Annotated in this window: 15 protein-coding genes and 1 pseudogene; 4 read left to right on the forward strand and 12 right to left on the reverse strand. The window is 42.4% G+C overall.

From position 1 onward, the window contains the following. Positions 1–202 precede the first annotated feature (202 nt). The 4 genes from AACU25_RS30060 to AACU25_RS30075 form a co-directional block, all read right to left on the reverse strand. The gene (locus tag AACU25_RS30060; protein WP_096584277.1) at positions 203–3,385 is read right to left on the reverse strand and encodes an efflux RND transporter permease subunit; all 3,183 of its coding nucleotides are present in this window, start codon (positions 3,383–3,385) and stop codon (positions 203–205) included. 148 nt (positions 3,386–3,533) lie between these two features. Further along, positions 3,534–4,844 carry an efflux RND transporter periplasmic adaptor subunit gene (locus AACU25_RS30065; RefSeq protein ID WP_096581942.1) on the reverse strand — a complete coding sequence of 437 codons (1,311 nt, stop codon included), beginning with the start codon at positions 4,842–4,844 and terminating at the stop codon, positions 3,534–3,536. A gap of 676 nt (positions 4,845–5,520) precedes the next feature. Further along, positions 5,521–6,507 (reverse strand): LysR substrate-binding domain-containing protein, encoded by a 987-nt coding sequence (locus AACU25_RS30070; RefSeq protein WP_096581944.1) that lies wholly within the window; start codon positions 6,505–6,507, stop codon positions 5,521–5,523. Positions 6,508–6,690: 183 nt separating this feature from the next. Then, on the reverse strand, positions 6,691–7,539 hold the full coding sequence (locus AACU25_RS30075) for a lysophospholipid acyltransferase family protein (RefSeq protein ID WP_096581946.1): 849 nt from the start codon (positions 7,537–7,539) through the stop codon (positions 6,691–6,693). A 278-nt stretch (positions 7,540–7,817) separates the two neighbouring features. On the opposite strand from AACU25_RS30075, the gene AACU25_RS30080 reads away from it, so the two are divergent. Continuing rightward, positions 7,818–8,882, forward strand: coding sequence for a D-alanine--D-alanine ligase family protein (locus AACU25_RS30080; protein WP_096581950.1), 1,065 nt, complete (start codon positions 7,818–7,820; stop codon positions 8,880–8,882). 157 nt (positions 8,883–9,039) lie between these two features. Beyond that, positions 9,040–9,705, forward strand: a complete 666-nt coding sequence (locus AACU25_RS30085) for a hypothetical protein (RefSeq protein ID WP_096581952.1) — start codon at positions 9,040–9,042, stop codon at positions 9,703–9,705. Positions 9,706–10,080: 375 nt separating this feature from the next. On the opposite strand, the pseudogene AACU25_RS30090 reads toward AACU25_RS30085, so the two are convergent. Then, positions 10,081–10,251, reverse strand: a pseudogene (locus AACU25_RS30090) (hypothetical protein); the annotation flags it as partial. A 676-nt stretch (positions 10,252–10,927) separates the two neighbouring features. Here AACU25_RS30090 and AACU25_RS30095 point away from each other — a divergent pair. Both AACU25_RS30095 and AACU25_RS30100 read left to right on the forward strand, forming a co-directional pair. Further along, the gene (locus AACU25_RS30095) at positions 10,928–12,067 is read left to right on the forward strand and encodes a serine/threonine-protein kinase (protein ID WP_096581956.1); all 1,140 of its coding nucleotides are present in this window, start codon (positions 10,928–10,930) and stop codon (positions 12,065–12,067) included. Positions 12,068–12,284: 217 nt separating this feature from the next. Beyond that, positions 12,285–12,563, forward strand: a complete 279-nt coding sequence (locus AACU25_RS30100; RefSeq protein WP_096581958.1) for a hypothetical protein — start codon at positions 12,285–12,287, stop codon at positions 12,561–12,563. A 31-nt stretch (positions 12,564–12,594) separates the two neighbouring features. On the opposite strand, the gene AACU25_RS30105 is transcribed toward AACU25_RS30100, so the two are convergent. The 7 genes from AACU25_RS30105 to AACU25_RS30135 form a co-directional block, all read right to left on the reverse strand. Beyond that, positions 12,595–12,759 (reverse strand): hypothetical protein, encoded by a 165-nt coding sequence (locus tag AACU25_RS30105; protein WP_190445896.1) that lies wholly within the window; start codon positions 12,757–12,759, stop codon positions 12,595–12,597. Between the two features lie 279 nt (positions 12,760–13,038). Next, entirely contained in the window at positions 13,039–14,466 is a 1,428-nt protein-coding gene (locus AACU25_RS30110; protein ID WP_190445897.1) for a sensor histidine kinase, read from the reverse strand. 115 nt (positions 14,467–14,581) lie between these two features. Further along, positions 14,582–15,289 (reverse strand): DUF4079 domain-containing protein, encoded by a 708-nt coding sequence (locus tag AACU25_RS30115; RefSeq protein ID WP_096584283.1) that lies wholly within the window; start codon positions 15,287–15,289, stop codon positions 14,582–14,584. Positions 15,290–15,466: 177 nt separating this feature from the next. Next, the gene (locus AACU25_RS30120; protein WP_096581960.1) at positions 15,467–15,925 is read right to left on the reverse strand and encodes a DM13 domain-containing protein; all 459 of its coding nucleotides are present in this window, start codon (positions 15,923–15,925) and stop codon (positions 15,467–15,469) included. A 293-nt stretch (positions 15,926–16,218) separates the two neighbouring features. Beyond that, positions 16,219–16,650, reverse strand: a complete 432-nt coding sequence (locus AACU25_RS30125) for a hypothetical protein (protein WP_096581962.1) — start codon at positions 16,648–16,650, stop codon at positions 16,219–16,221. A 259-nt stretch (positions 16,651–16,909) separates the two neighbouring features. Beyond that, positions 16,910–17,806, reverse strand: a complete 897-nt coding sequence (locus tag AACU25_RS30130) for a hypothetical protein (RefSeq protein ID WP_096581964.1) — start codon at positions 17,804–17,806, stop codon at positions 16,910–16,912. Positions 17,807–18,156: 350 nt separating this feature from the next. Then, on the reverse strand, positions 18,157–18,456 hold the full coding sequence (locus AACU25_RS30135; RefSeq protein ID WP_190445898.1) for a hypothetical protein: 300 nt from the start codon (positions 18,454–18,456) through the stop codon (positions 18,157–18,159). Between the last annotated feature and the right edge of the window lie 148 nt (positions 18,457–18,604).

The following is an 18,604-nucleotide window of genomic DNA, read 5'->3' on the forward strand; positions in this document are numbered from 1 at the left end:
AATTAAGTAACTTTGACAGAATCTCAAGACTTTTCGGTTAAGGGGAAAAAGGGGAATGGGAAAAGGGAAAGAAACAACCTTTTACCCTTAACCTTTAACCTTTTTCCCAAAAGCTATTTTGAGTTCAAAACGCTTAACTGAGTAGTATTGGGCAGAATCTAGGTATTACATAGAGAAACTCTTTGCCCCCTGCTCTCCTTGTTTAGCCTCCGTGGTGAGTTGTGTAAGTTACTTTGTCATCCTGGGTAGAGTCTGGCAATTGTGGGTGCTGAGGATGGCGACGGAAGCGATCGCGAATTTTGCCAATGACGATGTATAAAATTGGCACTACGAACAAACTCAACAGAGTAGAAACAATCATCCCACCAGCCACAGCAGTACCAAGTGATTTTCGGCTGGCTGCACCCGCGCCTACAGGGTTGACTAACGGCCAAATCCCTAAAATAAAGGATAAGGAAGTCATCAAAATTGGTCGTAAGCGCTCTTGTGATGCTTGAATAGCTGCTTTGGTGAGCGAAAGACCCTGTTCTCGCAGCTGGTTGGCAAATTCTACAATCAAAATCGCGTTTTTACTGGCTAAACCAATCAGCATCACTAAACCAACTTGGCAGAATACATCGTTGGGTAGACCACGCATCGACTGCGCTAACAGTGCGCCTAAAATAGCTAGGGGTACTGCCAGCATAATAATCAACGGATCAACGTAGTTCTCATACTGAGCAGCCAATACTAGGAAGACAAACACCAAGCCCAAGATAAAAATGATTGGTGCTTGACCGCCAGATTCTTGTTCTTCAGCCGCGATTCCTGACCATTCGTAGCCCATACTCGCTGGTAGAACCTGCTTTGCTAGTTGTTCCATTGCTGTGGTTGCTTGTCCAGAACTATAACCTGGGGCGGCTGAACCGTTAATTTCAATCGAACGGAACAAGTTATAGTGGTTGATTGTTTGCGCGCCAGTAGTGGAAGTGACTTTGACTAAATTGCTCAAAGCAATCATCTGATTATTGTCAGAGCGAACGTACAACTTGCCAATATCTTCAGGATTGGAGCGAAATTGCGCGTCTGCTTGCACATAGACTCGATAAGTTCGTTGGAGTAAATTAAAGTCGTTGACATACCGCGAACCCAAGTAACTTTGCAAGGTATTAAAAACCTCATCTACGGGAACTTGCAAGGCTTTGGCTTTGTTGCGGTTGACTTCAATCAGCATTTGCGGCGTATTGGCGTTAAATGTGCTAAATACGGCTTGTAATCCTGGTGTCTGATTACCACGTTGAAGTAACTGACCCATGACTTCCAAGAGAGTATTTAAACCACTGTTCCCGGCTCTATCTTGTAGCTGGAATTGGAAGCCTCCAAAACTGCCTAAACCTTGAATAGATGGTGGGTTCACTGGAAAGATTCGGGCTTCTGGAATGGCGGATAAAACTCCTGCTAACTTACCAATGATTGCTGCTGCTGACTGTCCTGGTTCGTGACGTTCTTCCCAAGGTTTAAGGGTAGTGAAAATCGCCCCACTATTAGCAGAGTTACCGCTAAAACCAAAACCACCGATCGCAAATGTACCTGTAACTTCTGGTAATTTGAGAATTTCTTTTTCTACCTGAGCCATCACTTTACTTGTGTAGTTCAGGGAAACGCCTTCTGGCCCTTGAATGATGGTGATGAAATAGCCTTGGTCATCGTCGGGGATAAATGCTGTGGGTACGCGGGTGTAAAGCCAAGCTGTCAACCCCAAGGAAATAACAAATAAGAGGACAACGATCGCTTTTAACTTATTCAAACGAAATAGCGATCGCTCATAGCCTCGGCGCATCCAATCAATAAAGCGGTTAATCCGCTCAAAAACCCAACCTAACCAACCACGGGGTCTTTGTCCGCGACGCAGCAACAAAGCCGAAAGCGCAGGAGTTAGAGTTAAGGCTAAAAAGGTAGAAATCGCCATCGAAAAGGCGATTGTCAGCGCAAATTGTTTATATATCTGTCCTGTAGAGCCTGGGAAAAAGGCAACGGGGACAAATACAGCCATTAGCACTAAAGATGTGGCAATTACTGCCCCAAATAGCTCCCTCATGGATTCAGACGCGGCCTGACGAGGTGACATCCCCTCATCTTCGATTAAGCGAGAGATATTCTCCACAACAATGATTGCGTCATCCACCACCAAACCTGTGGCGAGGGTTAAACCAAACATGGTCAGGGTGTTGATAGAAAATCCAAACACTTTGATAAAGGCAAATGTCCCTACCAAAGTCAGAGGAATCACAATCACCGGAATCAAGGTAGTGCGCCAGTCTTGTAAGAACAGGAAAATTACCAAGACCACAAGTGCGATCGCTTCTACCAGTGTCTTAACCACCTCTGCCAAGGAAGCTTCCACAAATGATGTTGTATCAAAAGCTACTTGATATTTCATCCCTGGTGGAAAACTTTGTGCCAGTCGGACAATTTCTGTTTTGACGGCATGAGCCACATCTAGGGCATTACTGCCAGGAGTGGCAAATATCCCTATACCTACACCTTCGTTACCCCTAAATCTCAGAAAGGAGTTATAGTTTTCTGCTCCCAATTCCGCCCGACCCACATCTTTCAGTTTGATCAGCGTCCCATCCGTAGCAGTCTTGATCACGATATCGTCAAATTCCGTGACATCCGTTAATCTACCGATGGCTTGCAAATCAACTTGATACATTTGATCGGGCAATGTGGGCTGCTGACCAATTTGTCCTGCACCCACCTGTACGTTTTGCTCGTTGAGGGCATCAATCACATCTTGGGCGGTGAGGCTGCGACTAGCCAGACGGTTGGGGTCAAGCCACAACCGCATTGCATAACGCCGTTCCCCAAAAATCTGTGCCTCGCCTACACCATTGATTCTTTTGACGGCATCGACGATATACAAGTCAGCGTAATTACTTAAAAAGACATTGTCGAACTCTTGGTTATCCGAGTACAACCCGATCGCTAACAGGATATTGTTCGATTGTTTGGTGACAGTCACTCCAGTTTGCTGCACCACTTCTGGTAAAAATGGTTCCGCGAGCGAAACGCGATTTTGCACATCAACTGCGGCAATATCTTTATTTCGTGATGGATCAAATGTGACTGTAATCGTACTATTACCATTGTTACTACTGCTCGAAGTCATGTACTTCAAGCCTTCAACGCCATTAATTTGACGTTCTAATACCGTCGTCACGGTATTTTCCACAACTTCTGCACTAGCACCAACATAGTTTGCAGTCACAGTAATTTGAGTCGGACTAATTTCTGGATACTGTGCTGTAGGTAGCGTGGGAATGCTGATTGCGCCTACCAAAAGGATGATGATAGAGCAGACACTTGTAAATACAGGTCGCCTGATAAAAAAATCGACAAACATGAAATGGGGAATGGGGAATGGGTAATGGGTAATGGGTAATGGGTAATGGGGCATTGGGCATTGGGCATTGGGCATGGGGGCATTGGGCAATTACCCTGTCTGCGCCCCAGTCCCTAATCCCCAGTCCCTAATCCCCAGTCCCCAATCCCTACTCTGCAATCACAGGCACACCATCTCTCAAATTCAGCAACCCAGAGACGATAATTTGTTCTTCTGGCTGCAATCCTTCGAGAACTTGGTAATTATTACCTTGAATGTTGCCTAGCTTGATCCGCTTTTGCCGCGCGATTAATTGCGGTTTACCTTGGGGATCGTTTTCTGTTTGCGCTACATAAGCAAAGGTTTCTCCAGCTACGCGAGATACTGCTGTTGTGGGAATCAATACTCCTGGCTTTTGATTCCAAATCACTTTTGCCCTGACTAATTGATCTGCCCGCAATTTACCTTGCGAGTTGTTCAATAAAGCTTTAACTTGTATGGCTTGTGTGCCATTACCCACATTGGGAGAAATAAAGAATATTTTGCTGTTACCTATGGGTTGTCCTTGAGCATCCATGACTTCCACAGGTAAGCCTTGACGTAATTGTGCCCCTCGCTCTAGAGGAATGGAAATATTGACTTCTAGTGGTTGATTTTGGGTAATAGTAGCTAATTGCGTGGAATTATTCACGAAATCTCCCACTTTCACAGGAATATTACCAACGGTGCCAGCGAAGGGTGCCGTAATTTTGTAGTATTGCAGCTCAACTACTTGTTGCTTAGTATTAGCCTCAGCTTGCTGTAAAGCTTTTTCTGCCTGGGATATAGTAGCTTGCTGTGCTTGAATTTTAGAATCTATGGCGTTGAGTTGGGCTTTAGAAGTCGCTAGGCGATTGGCGTACTGATCTCTGACTTGTCGGGAGACAGCGCCTTCCGCAGCCAGGGTGACATACCTGTTGTAATCTTGCTGGTTTAATTGGACATCAGCAACATTCGATAGGCGATCGGCTTGTAAGGATTTCAGTGTAGCCAAAGCATTTTGTAATTGCGCTCTCGCTCCTTGAGCCCCTGCATTTAACCCACTAACTGCTGCTTGTTGCTGTCTGGGATCTACCTGGATAATGGGCGTACCTTCAGCTACCCTATCTCCCGATCGCACAAATATCTGAGTAACTTGTCCTTGGATTCTTGGTTGTAGGCTGACTGAACGCCGGGACTCTAGGTTGGCAATAAAATCGGAACTGTCTTGAATTGTGCCTGTTTGTACGGGGGCTAACTTGACTCTTACGCCAGGAGGTTGAGCGTTAGTTTGAGCGGGTTGCTGTTGCGGCGTTACCAAACGCCAAACTATCGCACCACCACCCAGTAATAATAGTGCAGCTAACAATAACCGAAGCCACCTCCTTTGTTTTGGTGGTGGCTCAAATGATGACTCGGGAAGGCTTTCTTCAAAATCAGTAGGTGAATTAGGGGATGTCATGGTATATAAGGAACCTCAAAAAAAGTTAAGAAAAAATTAATTTGAATTTAACCTCATAGAATTTTCCATTTCCTCCTCGTTGCAGTGACTATAAAGGTGCAATGCCAACTAGTCCAAGATTTTTCAATGAGGACTTTTAACCCGTAACCCTTGACTCCTGAAGTTTTACCATTAATTATTTTAAATTTACTGATTTAGCATGAGGATTGCTGGCAAGTTTTCTGACAGTCTTTCTCAAATATACTACTTTTGTAGTTATATATAATCTACCGAAAGGTAAGTGATAAAAATCAGATTATATATACGTAACTTATAAGGTATTCTCAAGACTTGCGGAAAATGTTCTAATCTTGCTGGCTAGTAATTCCAGTCGATGTATTGGCAGAAAAAATGTAATTTATGCTGCAATACTGTGGGAATCAGCTTGTTTTTTTATTCACACTATTCCTAGTTGTTTGTTACCTGTTTTCTTAGGGCATCAAGGAAGTAATTTACTGAACCTTATTGAGTGACAATTTTATTTATTGATTGTGTTAATTTAAATTTTTTACACTTAATTGAGATACGAGAATATACACAAAACCTTTTCAATATAAGCTTTTAAGGGTTTTATGCTGAATAACTGTATTATCTATTCTCGTATATCAAATAACACCAATAAAAAAATGGTAGCCAGCTAAGAGACTTGCCTTTCTAGTGCCAATATTGATGAACTGCGTGATGAATTAGGCAAATGTGATGTTATTAGCATTTCTTCAAAAGCTTTCGAGAGAGCTGTTTGGAAACGCTGTCGATGTTTGAGTTTAAAGAAAGGTCGAATAATCTCTGCACTCACGCTAGAGCTATTTCGATTATCGATAACTTGGATGGCACGTAAAGTCCCCAGTTGGATTTCTTTTTTTACCATTAACTCAGAAATTCCTGTAGCACCAACACCGCTTTCTACTGCGGCTTTTGCCATCTCGCCGCTATTAAAAACTAACATGACATCAAGTTGGCTAAGGTTGATACCCCAGTTTTGCAAAGCTTCCTCAAATCTTTGCTGTGTTCCCGAACCTGGTTCCCGCATCACCCAAGGAGTTTGAGTCAGTTCTGTCAGTTCAATTTCGCCACGTTCAAACCAAGGGTGCGTTTGGCCGACCACAATTTGTAAGCGATCGCTGCCGATAATTTCATAGTCCATCGTTGTTTGCAGTTCTGGCTTGACATCTCCTTCCACCAAACCCAAATCAAATTGTCCCATGACTGTTCCGGCACAAATCGTCTCTGCATTCGCCAGGGTACAGTTAACAGAAATCCCTGGATACTGGCTTTTAAACTCGCTAATCTTACTCGGAAGCCAATAGTTACCGATTGTCAAACTCGAGCCCAATTTTAATTCTCCCCGTTGGAGATTATTGAGTTCCCGTAATCCGCGTTCTGTCAAACTCACCTGATCGAGAATTTTGCGCGCCTCCTCTTGGAGTAATTTACCCGCCTCCGCAATCTCGATGTGACGGCCAATGCGATGGAACAGCTTGACTCGGTATTCCTGCTCTAAGCTTTGGATTGCAGCACTAACAGCCGGTTGAGTAATATATAGCTCTTCCGCTGCACGAGTAAAGTGTAGATGCTCCGCCACAGCGAGAAAGATGCGTAGCTGATCGAGCGTCATCCCTGCCATGTGAACTGTCCCTAATTATGTATGTAAAAATTTTAATTACTTCTTTTTATCATTTTGACAAAAAAAAGCATCTAATTCTATCATTTAGAACCACTAAAGTATAAATAAAAGCTTGTTGTCTATGTCTAAGCAATTGAGAAATTAAATAATTGATTTTCTATAAGTCCCTAACCAAAATTAGATTTAAGACTGGGCAGTGAGCTTGACTAATTGGTCTAACTCATGCTGCATTTGACTGAGAACTAATTCATAACATTGATTAACATACTGGCGATCGCACGCCGCTTCTCGACCATAATGCTCAAATTTAATCGGTGGGCAAACCCTTGTATGAATAGTCAGAGGAAAGGGGATGTTAGGCAATGGCCCAAGCGATAAACCCCAAGGTAAGCCTAAATAAATGGGAAAAACTACCGGATCAATACCAAACAACCAAGGCATTCCCAATTTGTGAAGTTGCGCCACTATGTCATAACATTCAGTCAATACAATCAGCGTCTCATGAGCACCCGCAGAAATCACAGGGACAATCGGTACTCTTTCCCGTAGTGCAACCTTGATAAACCCTTGTCGTCCCGCAAAATAAATTTGGTTTCGTAAAGCGTAAGGTCGAAACACATCTTCCGCGCCGCCAGGATATACAAGTACACTGGCTCCAGAGCGCAAAGCTGCATAGGCCATTTTGGGATGAGCCATAATTGCACCACATTTAGCTACCAGTTGTGCTATTTGCGGCGTAACTTCCCAAACTTTAGGATGCATTAAACCATAGACTGGCCGCTCTACACCAAATTTTCGGAACCAGTCATACATCATCATCAGCATATCTGGAGCAGCGAGTCCCCCATTGTGAGAACCAACAAATAAAACTTGTTCTTGGGGTGGTATATGCTCCCAACCACTAGTTTGAACTCGAAAATAGTGGTCATAGAACCACCCCATGATGGGCATGATTGATTTGATGAATCCTGGATCGCGCTCATCCAAAGACCATCCGAGTTTTTTGTGCAGGTGATGTTGTGTTTCTGACATCCAGGCATATTAACAAACTTGGTAAAGTGCAGACAATGAGTAGTGTATTGATTTCAGGATAATTTTTGGGAATGAGTAATGAGTAATGGGTAATGGGTAATGGGTAATGGGTAATGGGTAATGAGTAATGGGTAATGAGTAATGAGTAATGGGGATTGGGATGAGGGTGATGAGGGGATCAATTACCAATTACCAATTACCAATTACCAATTACCAAATGACAAATAACAAACCTGTGATACGCTATCTGCGAGACAAAGCGTTATTAGGTACTGAAGATGACTAAGCTGCGGGTAGGGTTGCTGTTTGGGGGACGTTCTGGGGAACATGAAGTGTCGATTAGTTCAGCAAGGGCGATCGCTAATGCTTTAAGTGCAGAGCAAAATAGCAGTAAGTACGAAATTCTGCCTTTTTATATCCAAAAAGATGGTTTTTGGCAAGCTGGGGAAGTAGCACAGCAAGTTTTAGCTTCTGGCGCTGCTATCCAAAATCCTGCGGCTAGTCCGAATCTTTGGCAATTCCCACCCGCAGCACAAACGGTAGATGTTTGGTTTCCGATTCTACACGGCCCTAATGGTGAGGATGGCACAATTCAAGGGTTACTTAGCTTGATGCAAGTCCCGTTTGTAGGTTCTGGGGTGTTAGGTTCGGCAACGGGGATGGATAAAATTGGCATGAAAGTGGCTTTTGCTCAAGCTGGATTACCCCAAGTTAAGTATAAAGCCGTAACTAGAGCGCAAGTTTGGTCAAATCCTTGCGTATTTCCTAAATTATGTGACGAAATAGAGTCTGACCTTGGCTATCCTTGTTTTGTTAAGCCTGCAAACTTGGGTTCATCAGTAGGGATTGCCAAAGTGCGATCGCGCCAAGAATTAGAAGCGGCGTTAGATAATGCAGCTAGTTACGATCGCCGGATTATTATCGAAGCTGGAGTTGTCGCCAGAGAAGTAGAATGTGCTGTTTTAGGCAACGATCAACCCCAAGCCTCGGTAATTGGAGAAATTACTTACAAGAGCGATTTTTACGATTACGAAACAAAGTATACCGCAGGTTTAGCAGATCTATTTATCCCTGCGGTGTTACCAGATGCGATCGCACATCAAATTCAAGACATGGCTTTACAAGCTTTTGCTGCTGTTGATGCTGCTGGTTTAGCAAGAGTAGACTTTTTCTATGTAGAATCTACAGGCGAAGTTTTGATCAATGAAATCAATACTTTGCCAGGGTTTACTGCAACTAGTATGTATCCCCAATTATGGGGGTATAGTGGTGTTCCCTTCCCAGAACTAGTAGATAGATTAATTCAACTAGCTTTAGAAAGAGATACTGTGACCGAAAGATAGAGTTAATCCCACCAAAGTAGAGTTTTTTTTCAGAAATCATCAGATTTATTCCCCTCAGCAACTCGCAAAAGTTACTTTGTTGTAAAATTGTGCTACTGATACTTGAATCCTCCAGTATGATCTTGGATCGAGAGGGGTACAAATCTGAAAGTAATCTATGGAAAATAGTCAGAGTGTACAGCAAGAGGTAACCCAATCTACTGGGGTCACTCCAGAGCTGACAAAGAGTAAATCGAGCGTCATCAGTAATTCAAAAGTTCTGATACAAATCCTGGTGCGCCATCCTTGGCTGTTATTGATTGGGTTAACAGCAACATTTTTTGCCAGTGCTGTGCTGGCCTTATATAATCTCGGTTCTGTTGGCTATCTCAATCAGCCACAAGCAGAACCAGAGAACAATCAAGATGTCGCAACTGTAGCTGAAGCAGCCATCACTACGCCCTCTGAGACTAGCAATCCTACACCTTTATGGCTGATTATGGCGATCGCTTTTAGCTGTGCTAGCGGGTGCTTAATCATTTTACGCCTCCTCAACCGTCCAGCAAAGGGGCAAAAAGGGCAAAAGCAAATTAAACGCTATCCCACTCGTTCTGTACCCAGCGATTTACCTCAAGTGAAGCCACAACCTTCGCGAAGTCCACAAGTATTTGTCCCACCCCCATCACTTGCGCCTCTTGCTTCTATGCAATCTCAAACAAAACCTCTGACGACAGTTCTACCACCAGAACCCAAATACGGTATGGAGAAAAGCAAAGAGTCTTTGGCAGATTTATTAGATCTTCGTAAACAAAGTTCTCTCTCTACTATTTTACGCAAGTATTAACATCTCTCCACGGAAAAATAATTTTAATTACAATTTTGTCAATAAGAGGATGTTTGAAAAGTCTGTAGTAGTGTATCAAATATTTTTTACCCCACCCTAGCCCTCCCCTTTCTAAGGGGAGGGAACTGGATTTTCCGGTCTCCCCCCTTGACAAGGGGGGATTAAGGGGGGTAACAGTGCAATTAAAATCACAGGGAAAAACTTTTCAAACAACCTCTAAGGGTATGGGTAACCATGCCCTTATTTACATTTAGGAACTTCCAGCAAAATATACTATCGCTAGCAGGGGAGAAAAAGACAATTTTGTCTCTTGTGAATTAGATAATTTATGTTCTGGAAGGTTCTTATTTAGTAAATTGCCAAAATGGCAACCAATTATAAGTGGTTATAGTTACAGTGTAGAAGATAAACGACTTCAAGGGTGTGGTTATCAGGGTCTACCAAATAATTGGTAATTGGTAATTGGTAATTGGTAATTGGTAATTGGTAATTGGTAATTGGTAATTGGTAATTGGTAATTAGTAATTGGTAATTGGTAATTGGTAATTGGTAATTCGTAGTTAATCAAGTTTTATATTATTGAAATTATTGATTTATATTGGTTGCATATTATAGGAATTATATTTAATTTTTAAAGCTAATGTATGAGAGCCAGTGCGTTGCAGAACCAGTCGCGTGGGCGGTGAGTGCAGCCACACATCCGGTGTTCGCGTAGCGTATCCGCAGGATTCACCCATGCCCCACCTGTGTCAACTTAACGTGAAACCCTCTTGGTTGCAAGGTTTCGCCCTCACCCCCAGCCCCTCTCCCTGTGGGAGAGGGGAGCAAGAGATTTAGTTCCCCTTCTCCCTGAGGGAGAAGGGGTTAGGAGATGAGGGCGAGGGTATTTGTACAACGCCCGCCCTATATAGCGTTTAACTTAAGTTGACACCAATGCCCATGCCCCATTCCCAATGCCCTATGCCCAAAAACTCCATCCCCAAGGGGATGGAGTTTTTATGCAGATTTGGAGCGCATAGGACAACCGATAGGACTTGCTGATAGCATGATTGCAGCTATTGCGATACAACAAGATTTGATATTAGTCACTGGTAATTTAGCGCACTATCAGCGCATTCAAGTACTGGGTTACAGCCTTAAGCTAGATAATTGGCAAATCTGAATACCCTTGTGGCGATCGCAGGGCAAAATAAATACAATAAGAGCGATTTTTAGCGCCACTATGAGCTACTGCCTTAACCCCCGTTGTCCCAAACCGGAAAATGCTGATGATGTTAAGTTTTGCCTAAGTTGTGGTCATAAGCTACTGCTTAAAGAACGCTACCGTGCAATTAAACCCATAGGACAAGGGGGTTTTGGGCGTACTTTCTTAGCCGTGGATGAAGATAAACCATCAAAACCACGCTGTGTCATTAAGCAATTTTACCCCCAAGCCCAAGGCACTAATACTGTGCAAAAGGCTGTGGAGTTATTTAATCAAGAAGCCGTACAGTTAGATGAATTAGGGCAACATCCGCAGATTCCAGAATTACTGGCATATTTTACCCAAGAAGACAGGCAGTATCTTGTCCAAGAATTTATTGATGGGAAAAATTTAGCTCAGGAATCAGTAGAACAAGGTGCTTTTAACGAAGAGCAAATTCGGCAGTTACTCAATGATTTATTGCCAGTACTGCAATTTTGCCATGCTAGGCACGTAATTCACCGCGATATTAAACCCGAAAATATTATTTTACGGGCAAGCGATCGCAAACTAGTTTTAGTAGATTTCGGTGCTTCTAAATCTGCCACTAGTACTTCCCTCAACCGCACTGGTACAAGTATCGGTAGTCCAGAATATGTGGCACCAGAACAAATCAGAGGACGAGCAATTTTCGCCAGCGATATCTACAGCTTGGGTGCTACTTGTATTCGCCTACTTACCGAGCGATCGCCTTTTGATTCCTATGATATTAATGATGATAGTTGGGTTTGGCAGCAATATTTAACAACTCCTATAAGTAAAGAGTTAACTGACATTCTCAACAAAATGTTAGAAAGTATCCCAAAGCGGCGTTATCAAACAGTCGATGAAGTTTTAAATGACCTGAATAAAAATGTGCCGATAGTTGCCACACCAGCCACATCAGCAAAGCCTGTTAATGTTGCACCATCTAACCCGAAACCTGCTGTATCCCCCAAATCGCAAAGCCAAATTGACCTGGAATTAGAGGAAATGAAAACTCTATTTTTAGGTGGAAATAAACCGCAAAAGCAGCAAAGTCAACCACAACCACAAACTCCTCCACCTACTATTAAAAGCATCATAGATGATGAGTTGGAAGAATTGAAAAGTAAATATTTGGGGAATAATAATTCGTAATTCGTAGTTCGTAATACCCTGCGGGAAGCGCAAAGCGCAATGGTGAAGGGTTGCGCTTGGGTGCGGGATTATTTGCAGAATAACCCGAATGGGAAGGGGGAGAGGGGGGTGTGTGAATGAGGGGGAAGGGGGAAAGGGGAAGGGGGAAAGGGTGGCGCATTTTCTGGTTTCAAGCATTTGTGTAATGTAAGCTGCTTGCTGGCGGAGTTACCAAAATTTGGCTGTTGGTGACCAATGTCGTGATGTTGGTGACCAAGGTCGTCATGTTGGTGACCAAGGTCGTCATGTTGGTGACCAAGGTCGTCATGTTGGTGACCAAGGTCGTCGTGTTGGTGACCAATGTCGTCATGTTGGTGACCAATGTCGTCATGTTGGTGACCAAGGTCGTCGTGTTGGTGACCAAGGTCGTCGTGTTGGTGACCAAGGTCGTCATGTTGGTGACCAAGGTGGTTTTTTTCGTTACAAAAGTTATGATTTTACTGCATACAGCTTGTGAATTTGCTCGATGTGATGAATTGTGCGATCGCTTATCTTAATTCATCATCGCCAAAGGTGTGTGGTGTATCGGCGCAGGTATCGCATTTGCTGATTTTGATGATGGGGGGAATGCGTTCCCCGCAGGGGTTGCCTAAGGCATCAAGATTTTGGTTGCAGAGAATAGCACAATATAAATTATCGCTGTGGTTGGGCACGGCACCGAAAGGTTTTTGGTGAGGCAGGATAGATTGTGGATGCCCATTGGTGTCAACTTAAGCTAAAAGCTATATAGGGCGGGCGTTGTACAAATACCTCTCGCCCTCATCCCCTAACCCCTTCTCCCCCAGGGAGAAGGGGAATTGAATCTCTTGCTCCCCTCTCCTCGTGGGAGAGGGGCACAGGGTGAGGGCGAAACCTTGCAACCAAGCGGGTTTCACGTTAATGGGAAAATATCTGTAAAACCTTTCCCCTTCCCCATTCCCCTTTCCCTCCCACTATTTCGGCGAAATTGGCAAACTAATTGTAAATATACTGCCTTCACCTAAGCGCGATCGCACGGTGACGCTACCACCCATACCTTCTATTAAGGTTTTAACTATTGATAAGCCTAAGCCAGAACCGCCTGTGGAACGGGCGCGGGTTTCGTCTACGCGGTAAAATCGCTCGAAGATGCGGGATTGGTGTTGCAAAGGTATACCATAACCTTTATCGTCAACTTGAATTATCGCTGCTTTGTCTTGCTGTTGTAAGCTGACAATCACGGAAGTGTCAGCTTCGGAATACTTGACGGCGTTATCAATTAAGTTCAACAATACCTGCTTGAGGCGATTATAGTCGGCTTTCACCTCAATGGGATGATTGGGTGATTCTATTAGGATAGTGCGATCGCTATATTTCTGCGCCATCCCCACTACTTCGGCAACTAAGTCATTCAGCACGCAGGGATTCATGCGAAAATGCAAATTACCGCTATCAGCCCGAGCTAAATCTAGTAAGTCTTGCAGCAGCCTGATAGTATGTTCGGCTTCTACAGCCGCAGTTTCTAAAGCTTCAACTTGGGTTGGTGTTAAATTACTGGGTCGCCGGAGTACGCTTTGTAAGTAACCATGCACAATGGTTAATGGCGTGCGTAATTCGTGAGAAACGTTACTGACAAACTGTCGTTCTTGCTCCCAAGATTCCGCCAGGCGGGATAATAGCATATTAAAGGTTTGCGCTAACTCTTTCACCTCGCTGGGTGCTTGCTGAAGGGATAACTGCGCCTCTGGTAAATCAGCCGCAGAAATCACCGCCGCCATTTGACTTAGCTGACGCAGAGGTTGGAGAGAACGGCGTATATAAAGTGCGATCGCCAAGGAAATTACAATAATTATTAACAGACTCGCAATCCCTAAACTACGCACCAGCGCCAAAAACATTGTTTGTTCGCGGGTAATATCCTTAACTACAAATAGCTTACCCAGTTGTTGCTTCTGGACTTGCAAAGCCGCACCACATAAAACATAGTAGCGCTGCTGCACTTGAGTAACTTCTGGTTTCACCGACATCTCGGTTAAAGACATTAACTGTGATGTCGTTGGATTTGGTAGCTGATTCCAATTAGTAGATTTGGCAATAATTTGATTTTCCGGGTTTTTAATCCAGATAAAAGTATCGTTATCAATTAAATTATTTATCGACTTATCTAAACCACTAGCTTGTGGCATCATTTGAATATAAAGTTGCACATCCCGCGGTAGGCGATCGGCAATTTTCTCAACATGGCGTTTATGATTATCTATTAAAATATCCTGCATTTTCAAGCTAGTCCACACAGAGAGGCTACCCAACCCCAAAGCCGAAAATGCCGCAATCCCAGCCGTTAGCCGTAACCGTAATGAACCTGGATCTACTTTTCGCAAGATGTTGCTGATTTTTTCCACTTTTAATAATACTCATATCCGCATTTTTAACTCAACTTTTATCTAGGCTAAAGCTAAATATTTCTCTTCCCCTTTCCCCTTTCCCCCTTCCCCTTTCCCCCATTATTTCATTCCCCTACGGCTTTATCGTCCCACAAACTTTATTCACATAATCACACTGATAAATGTATGGTTCTTGCCAACTGAGGGGAATTTGCAGTAAATCTCTTGTACCTGTTAAACCTTGCCCGATAAACAATAATAAAGCCACGCAATTTAAAATTGTATGCACCAGCCGCCAGCGATTGGATCTATCTTGATAAATATCTTGCACAATCGCCAAAGAAAAAATCATCAGCAAGGCTGCGGTGATGCCAATATAATAATGTGACCAATACCATTCTTTAGTCAGGCGATAAACTCCATCTTGGCAACCAAGAATCACTAACCCCGCACCAGTTAAACTGGCAAATACTCCCCGCCATAACTTCTGCTTGGCTTGATAAAGTAAAACTAAAGAAATAATCGTCGCTGCAAACATCAAGATGATAAAAATGAATTTAAAAGTTGCAGTACTCCACAGTTGATGTTTGACGATATCTTTACCAATTGCATAAGCTAAACCGATTAAAGTTAAGCCAACAACTGCACTAGTTAACCACTCGCCTAACTTTTTATGTTCTGAACCAACCACCGGGGGTATTTTGCTTTTACCTCCCACTAAACTTTGTAACCTGCGTTGTCTTGTTTGCCAAGCAAAATTTACCACATTCCCAATTAAAGGGAAGACAAAAATTACTGCGATCGCGGGATGTATTAGGCTAAGAAAATCGGCTATTTCCATAGGAAAAATTGGTAATGGGTAATTGGTAATTGATAAGTCCGTAGGGTGTGTTACGCCGGAGGCTAACGCACCTGTAATTTTTGATGGTAATTTGGTGCGTTGCGCTACGCGACAACACACCCTACATTTCTATTTCCATATAAAGAATTGGTAATAGGGAATTGGTAAGATTTATTGTTAGCTATTTGCTAAAGGTGCATAGCCAAAAGTAGCATTGAATTTACGACACCACACAGCTACAGATTTATATTCTCCTAGCTTGACATTTTCTGGTAAAGCATAGCGTTGAGTACCGCTAGTTTTTTGTAATGGTGCAATGCTGAGATAATCTTTTTCTTTAATGCCAGATATCGGTGGCTTATCAGTACGATATAAAATTACATATAAATCTGGGCCTTGGTCGGTTTTAAAATCTCCATCAAACTCGAGAAAGCGCTTTCCTTGTTCGCTAACAACTTTCACTTTCCCTTGAGTAGGATGTTCCCCAGCTTTAAATGCACCCAATCCTGCACCTGAACTTGCTACATTTTCCGTCGCTGCTTTTGGTGTATCTGTTTTATTAGAGGCGCTTTCGTTGGCACAACCTACAGCTATTAGCGCCACGATACTGACAATAGCTAAATGCTTAAACTTCATAGCGTTTATCTCCCTCAAATGCCTTTATACAAACAATTTAAGGGTTTTAGCTGTTGAGAAAATTAATAGAAGCTGAGAATTTGTTAAAAATTAAGGTTATTGATGTTTATATATTGCAGTCTATTTGTTTTTGCAATTATTTATAAAGTTAATAAAATTATGTAGGATGTGTTAGGCGAAGCCGTAACACATCAAAATTGTTGGCGAAGAAAGATGCGTTACGCTGGCGCTAACGCATCCTACGTACTTTCGTCGGTGGTTAATTTTTGGTTTTTGCAATTAGCGATCGCAATTTAAAATTCCAATGCAAAACACAACACTCGAGTCTTAGCCCAATAAGCTTGACCTAGAAAAACTCCTGGTGCAACCTCTCTAATTTCATCTCTAATTTTTTGAGCAATAAATGAGGTTTGAGAGTAGTCTAAAATTATCGCTTCACCTTGACTAAACAAACTTTCACCCCGATAGACTTTGGCTTTTACTAACTTTAAACCTAAGATAGTAATGCTATTCAGCAAGAAACTTTGATCGCGGTAAAATATCTTTCCTTGCCAAGCAAGTAATCTCACCAAGGAAGCTAAAAGATTACGTTCTGGAAATCCTGTGACAAAAACAACTGTACCCTTACCTTGACCGCTGGGTATTTCACCCACGGGACTGTTTTGATAAAGTTCATCTAATTCAGCAGGTGACATTTTCATCATATCTGCTGTTGTAATCGCCATTTTTATTACCTATTATGAACTATGAATTAACATTTCATCTGTGCGCCCTCATCCCCTAACCCCTTCTCCCTCAGGGAGAAGGGGAACTAAATCTCTTGCTCCCCTCTCCTGGTGGGAGAGGGGCTGGGGGTGAGGGCTAAACCTTGCAACCAAGAGGGTTTCACGTTAAGTTGACACCACTGACAAGATGTCCACCCCATAAGAAAAATTATTGCAACATTTTAGCCTCACCACCCTACTACGAATTACGAACTACGAATTATGAATTAACCTTTAATTCTTGTTGTAAATCAGCCATAAATTGCAAGAAAAAATCTTTAAACACACATTCTCTTTCCGAACTACCAGTACCAAAAGTAAAAGCTATATCACGAGTTTTGGCGGCTGCTTTGGCAATCATAAATAACAATACAGTTTTCCCGGCATTTGTTGGCGATGACAACATCCCATCAAATGTTGATGACTTCACCGCAATTCTTGGTACTTGGCGAGTTGGTGCATAGGTAGTAAATATTTGTTCGATTGGCTGATCGAGGTTATCTTTTAACTGTCTCAATGATACAGAAGTTGATTGTACAACTTCACCGATATTATGCCCTACATCGAGAATATGAACGTTTTGAGGTAAGCTATGTTCGCAGTAATCCATAACTTTTTGCTGCGATTTCTGTCCCTTAATGTATTTCCAAGGCAATATAGCTTCCTTTAAGTCTTGAACTGTATATTTTGCTGTGTGGCTAATTTCCGCAGGAATATCTTGATCAAAAAATCTGCGGTTGACAATTTGCACCATTGTATCTGCTAGTACTTCATCACTAGCATTGCTTTTTAACAAGTCAGCAATTTTTTTGACATCTTCTTGCTGATAACTAATAGCAACCTTCTCTTCTAAATATGCTCGTCTGGGATGATAAGTAGGATTATTACTTGATTCAAAAGGACAAAACCACAAGTCACGTTGTTGATCGTGAAACTTGGTTGATGAGAAATACAACTTCACCCACCAAGGTAAAGAAGCTGTATCGTAAGTATGCAAGCGATCAACATCCCCTGATGTTTCAATTAGTTTAATTTGCTCTGGGTCAGAAACAATGATTACATCCAGTAACAATGGGATTTTAATCCGCAAAGGTTTGACTGAAGATTGATTTAGCATCTGTATAGCCCAAGTAGCTTGGTAAATGAGTTAATGCTGCCGTACATTAGTGATGGCAAGTGCAAACTAATACTGCAAACTTTATCTCTTATCTATTCTCAATTCTCGTGAATAATATAACAGTACCCTCAAGGGTACTATTCTTTGCTGAAGCAGTAAATTACATTTGATAGGTATTATAAATTGTCTGACATAGAGCGATAAGCAACTTATTATTTGTTTACATCTGCTGCAATCATTTAATTTTTTTATATGCTGGTTTTGACTATTTGGTAGCAAAATAAAGATTTTGCAAATCACATAAAATCTCTCAAATGCTTATTATGGATAAGTTTAGACAAAGATTAATACTAATGAAAAACTCCACCCACAAGGGGATGGAGTTTTAGGGCATGGGGAATGGGGAATTGGGCATGGGTAAGAGTTCCCAATGCCCAATGCCCAATGCCCCAAGTCGGCGGGCGGCTATCCCTCTCCACCCACAAGGGGATGGAGTTTCCCGCCGACTTCCAATGAACTAGAAAAAGCAAGTGGGCGATCGCGCATAAGTTTTGTAAGTTAGATTGATAGATAGAAAATGTCTCTTTGATTATTGAACAAATAAGTACGGCACTCCCGCCTGTACTAGATAAGATGCGTTGGTAACTCATCCTACGACTACAAAATCATTAGCGATTTTCGGTTCGTTAGCCTAAGGCATGACACACCATTGTTTTGGTTATTTATATTGCTTATGTGGAGTATAGACACTCCCAATAATGCAATATTATCTCTGTGAATGTTGCAGGTTAATTTGAT

Origin of the sequence: Tolypothrix tenuis PCC 7101, assembly GCF_963874875.1 — a bacterium.
Taxonomy (GTDB): domain Bacteria; phylum Cyanobacteriota; class Cyanobacteriia; order Cyanobacteriales; family Nostocaceae; genus Aulosira; species Aulosira tenue.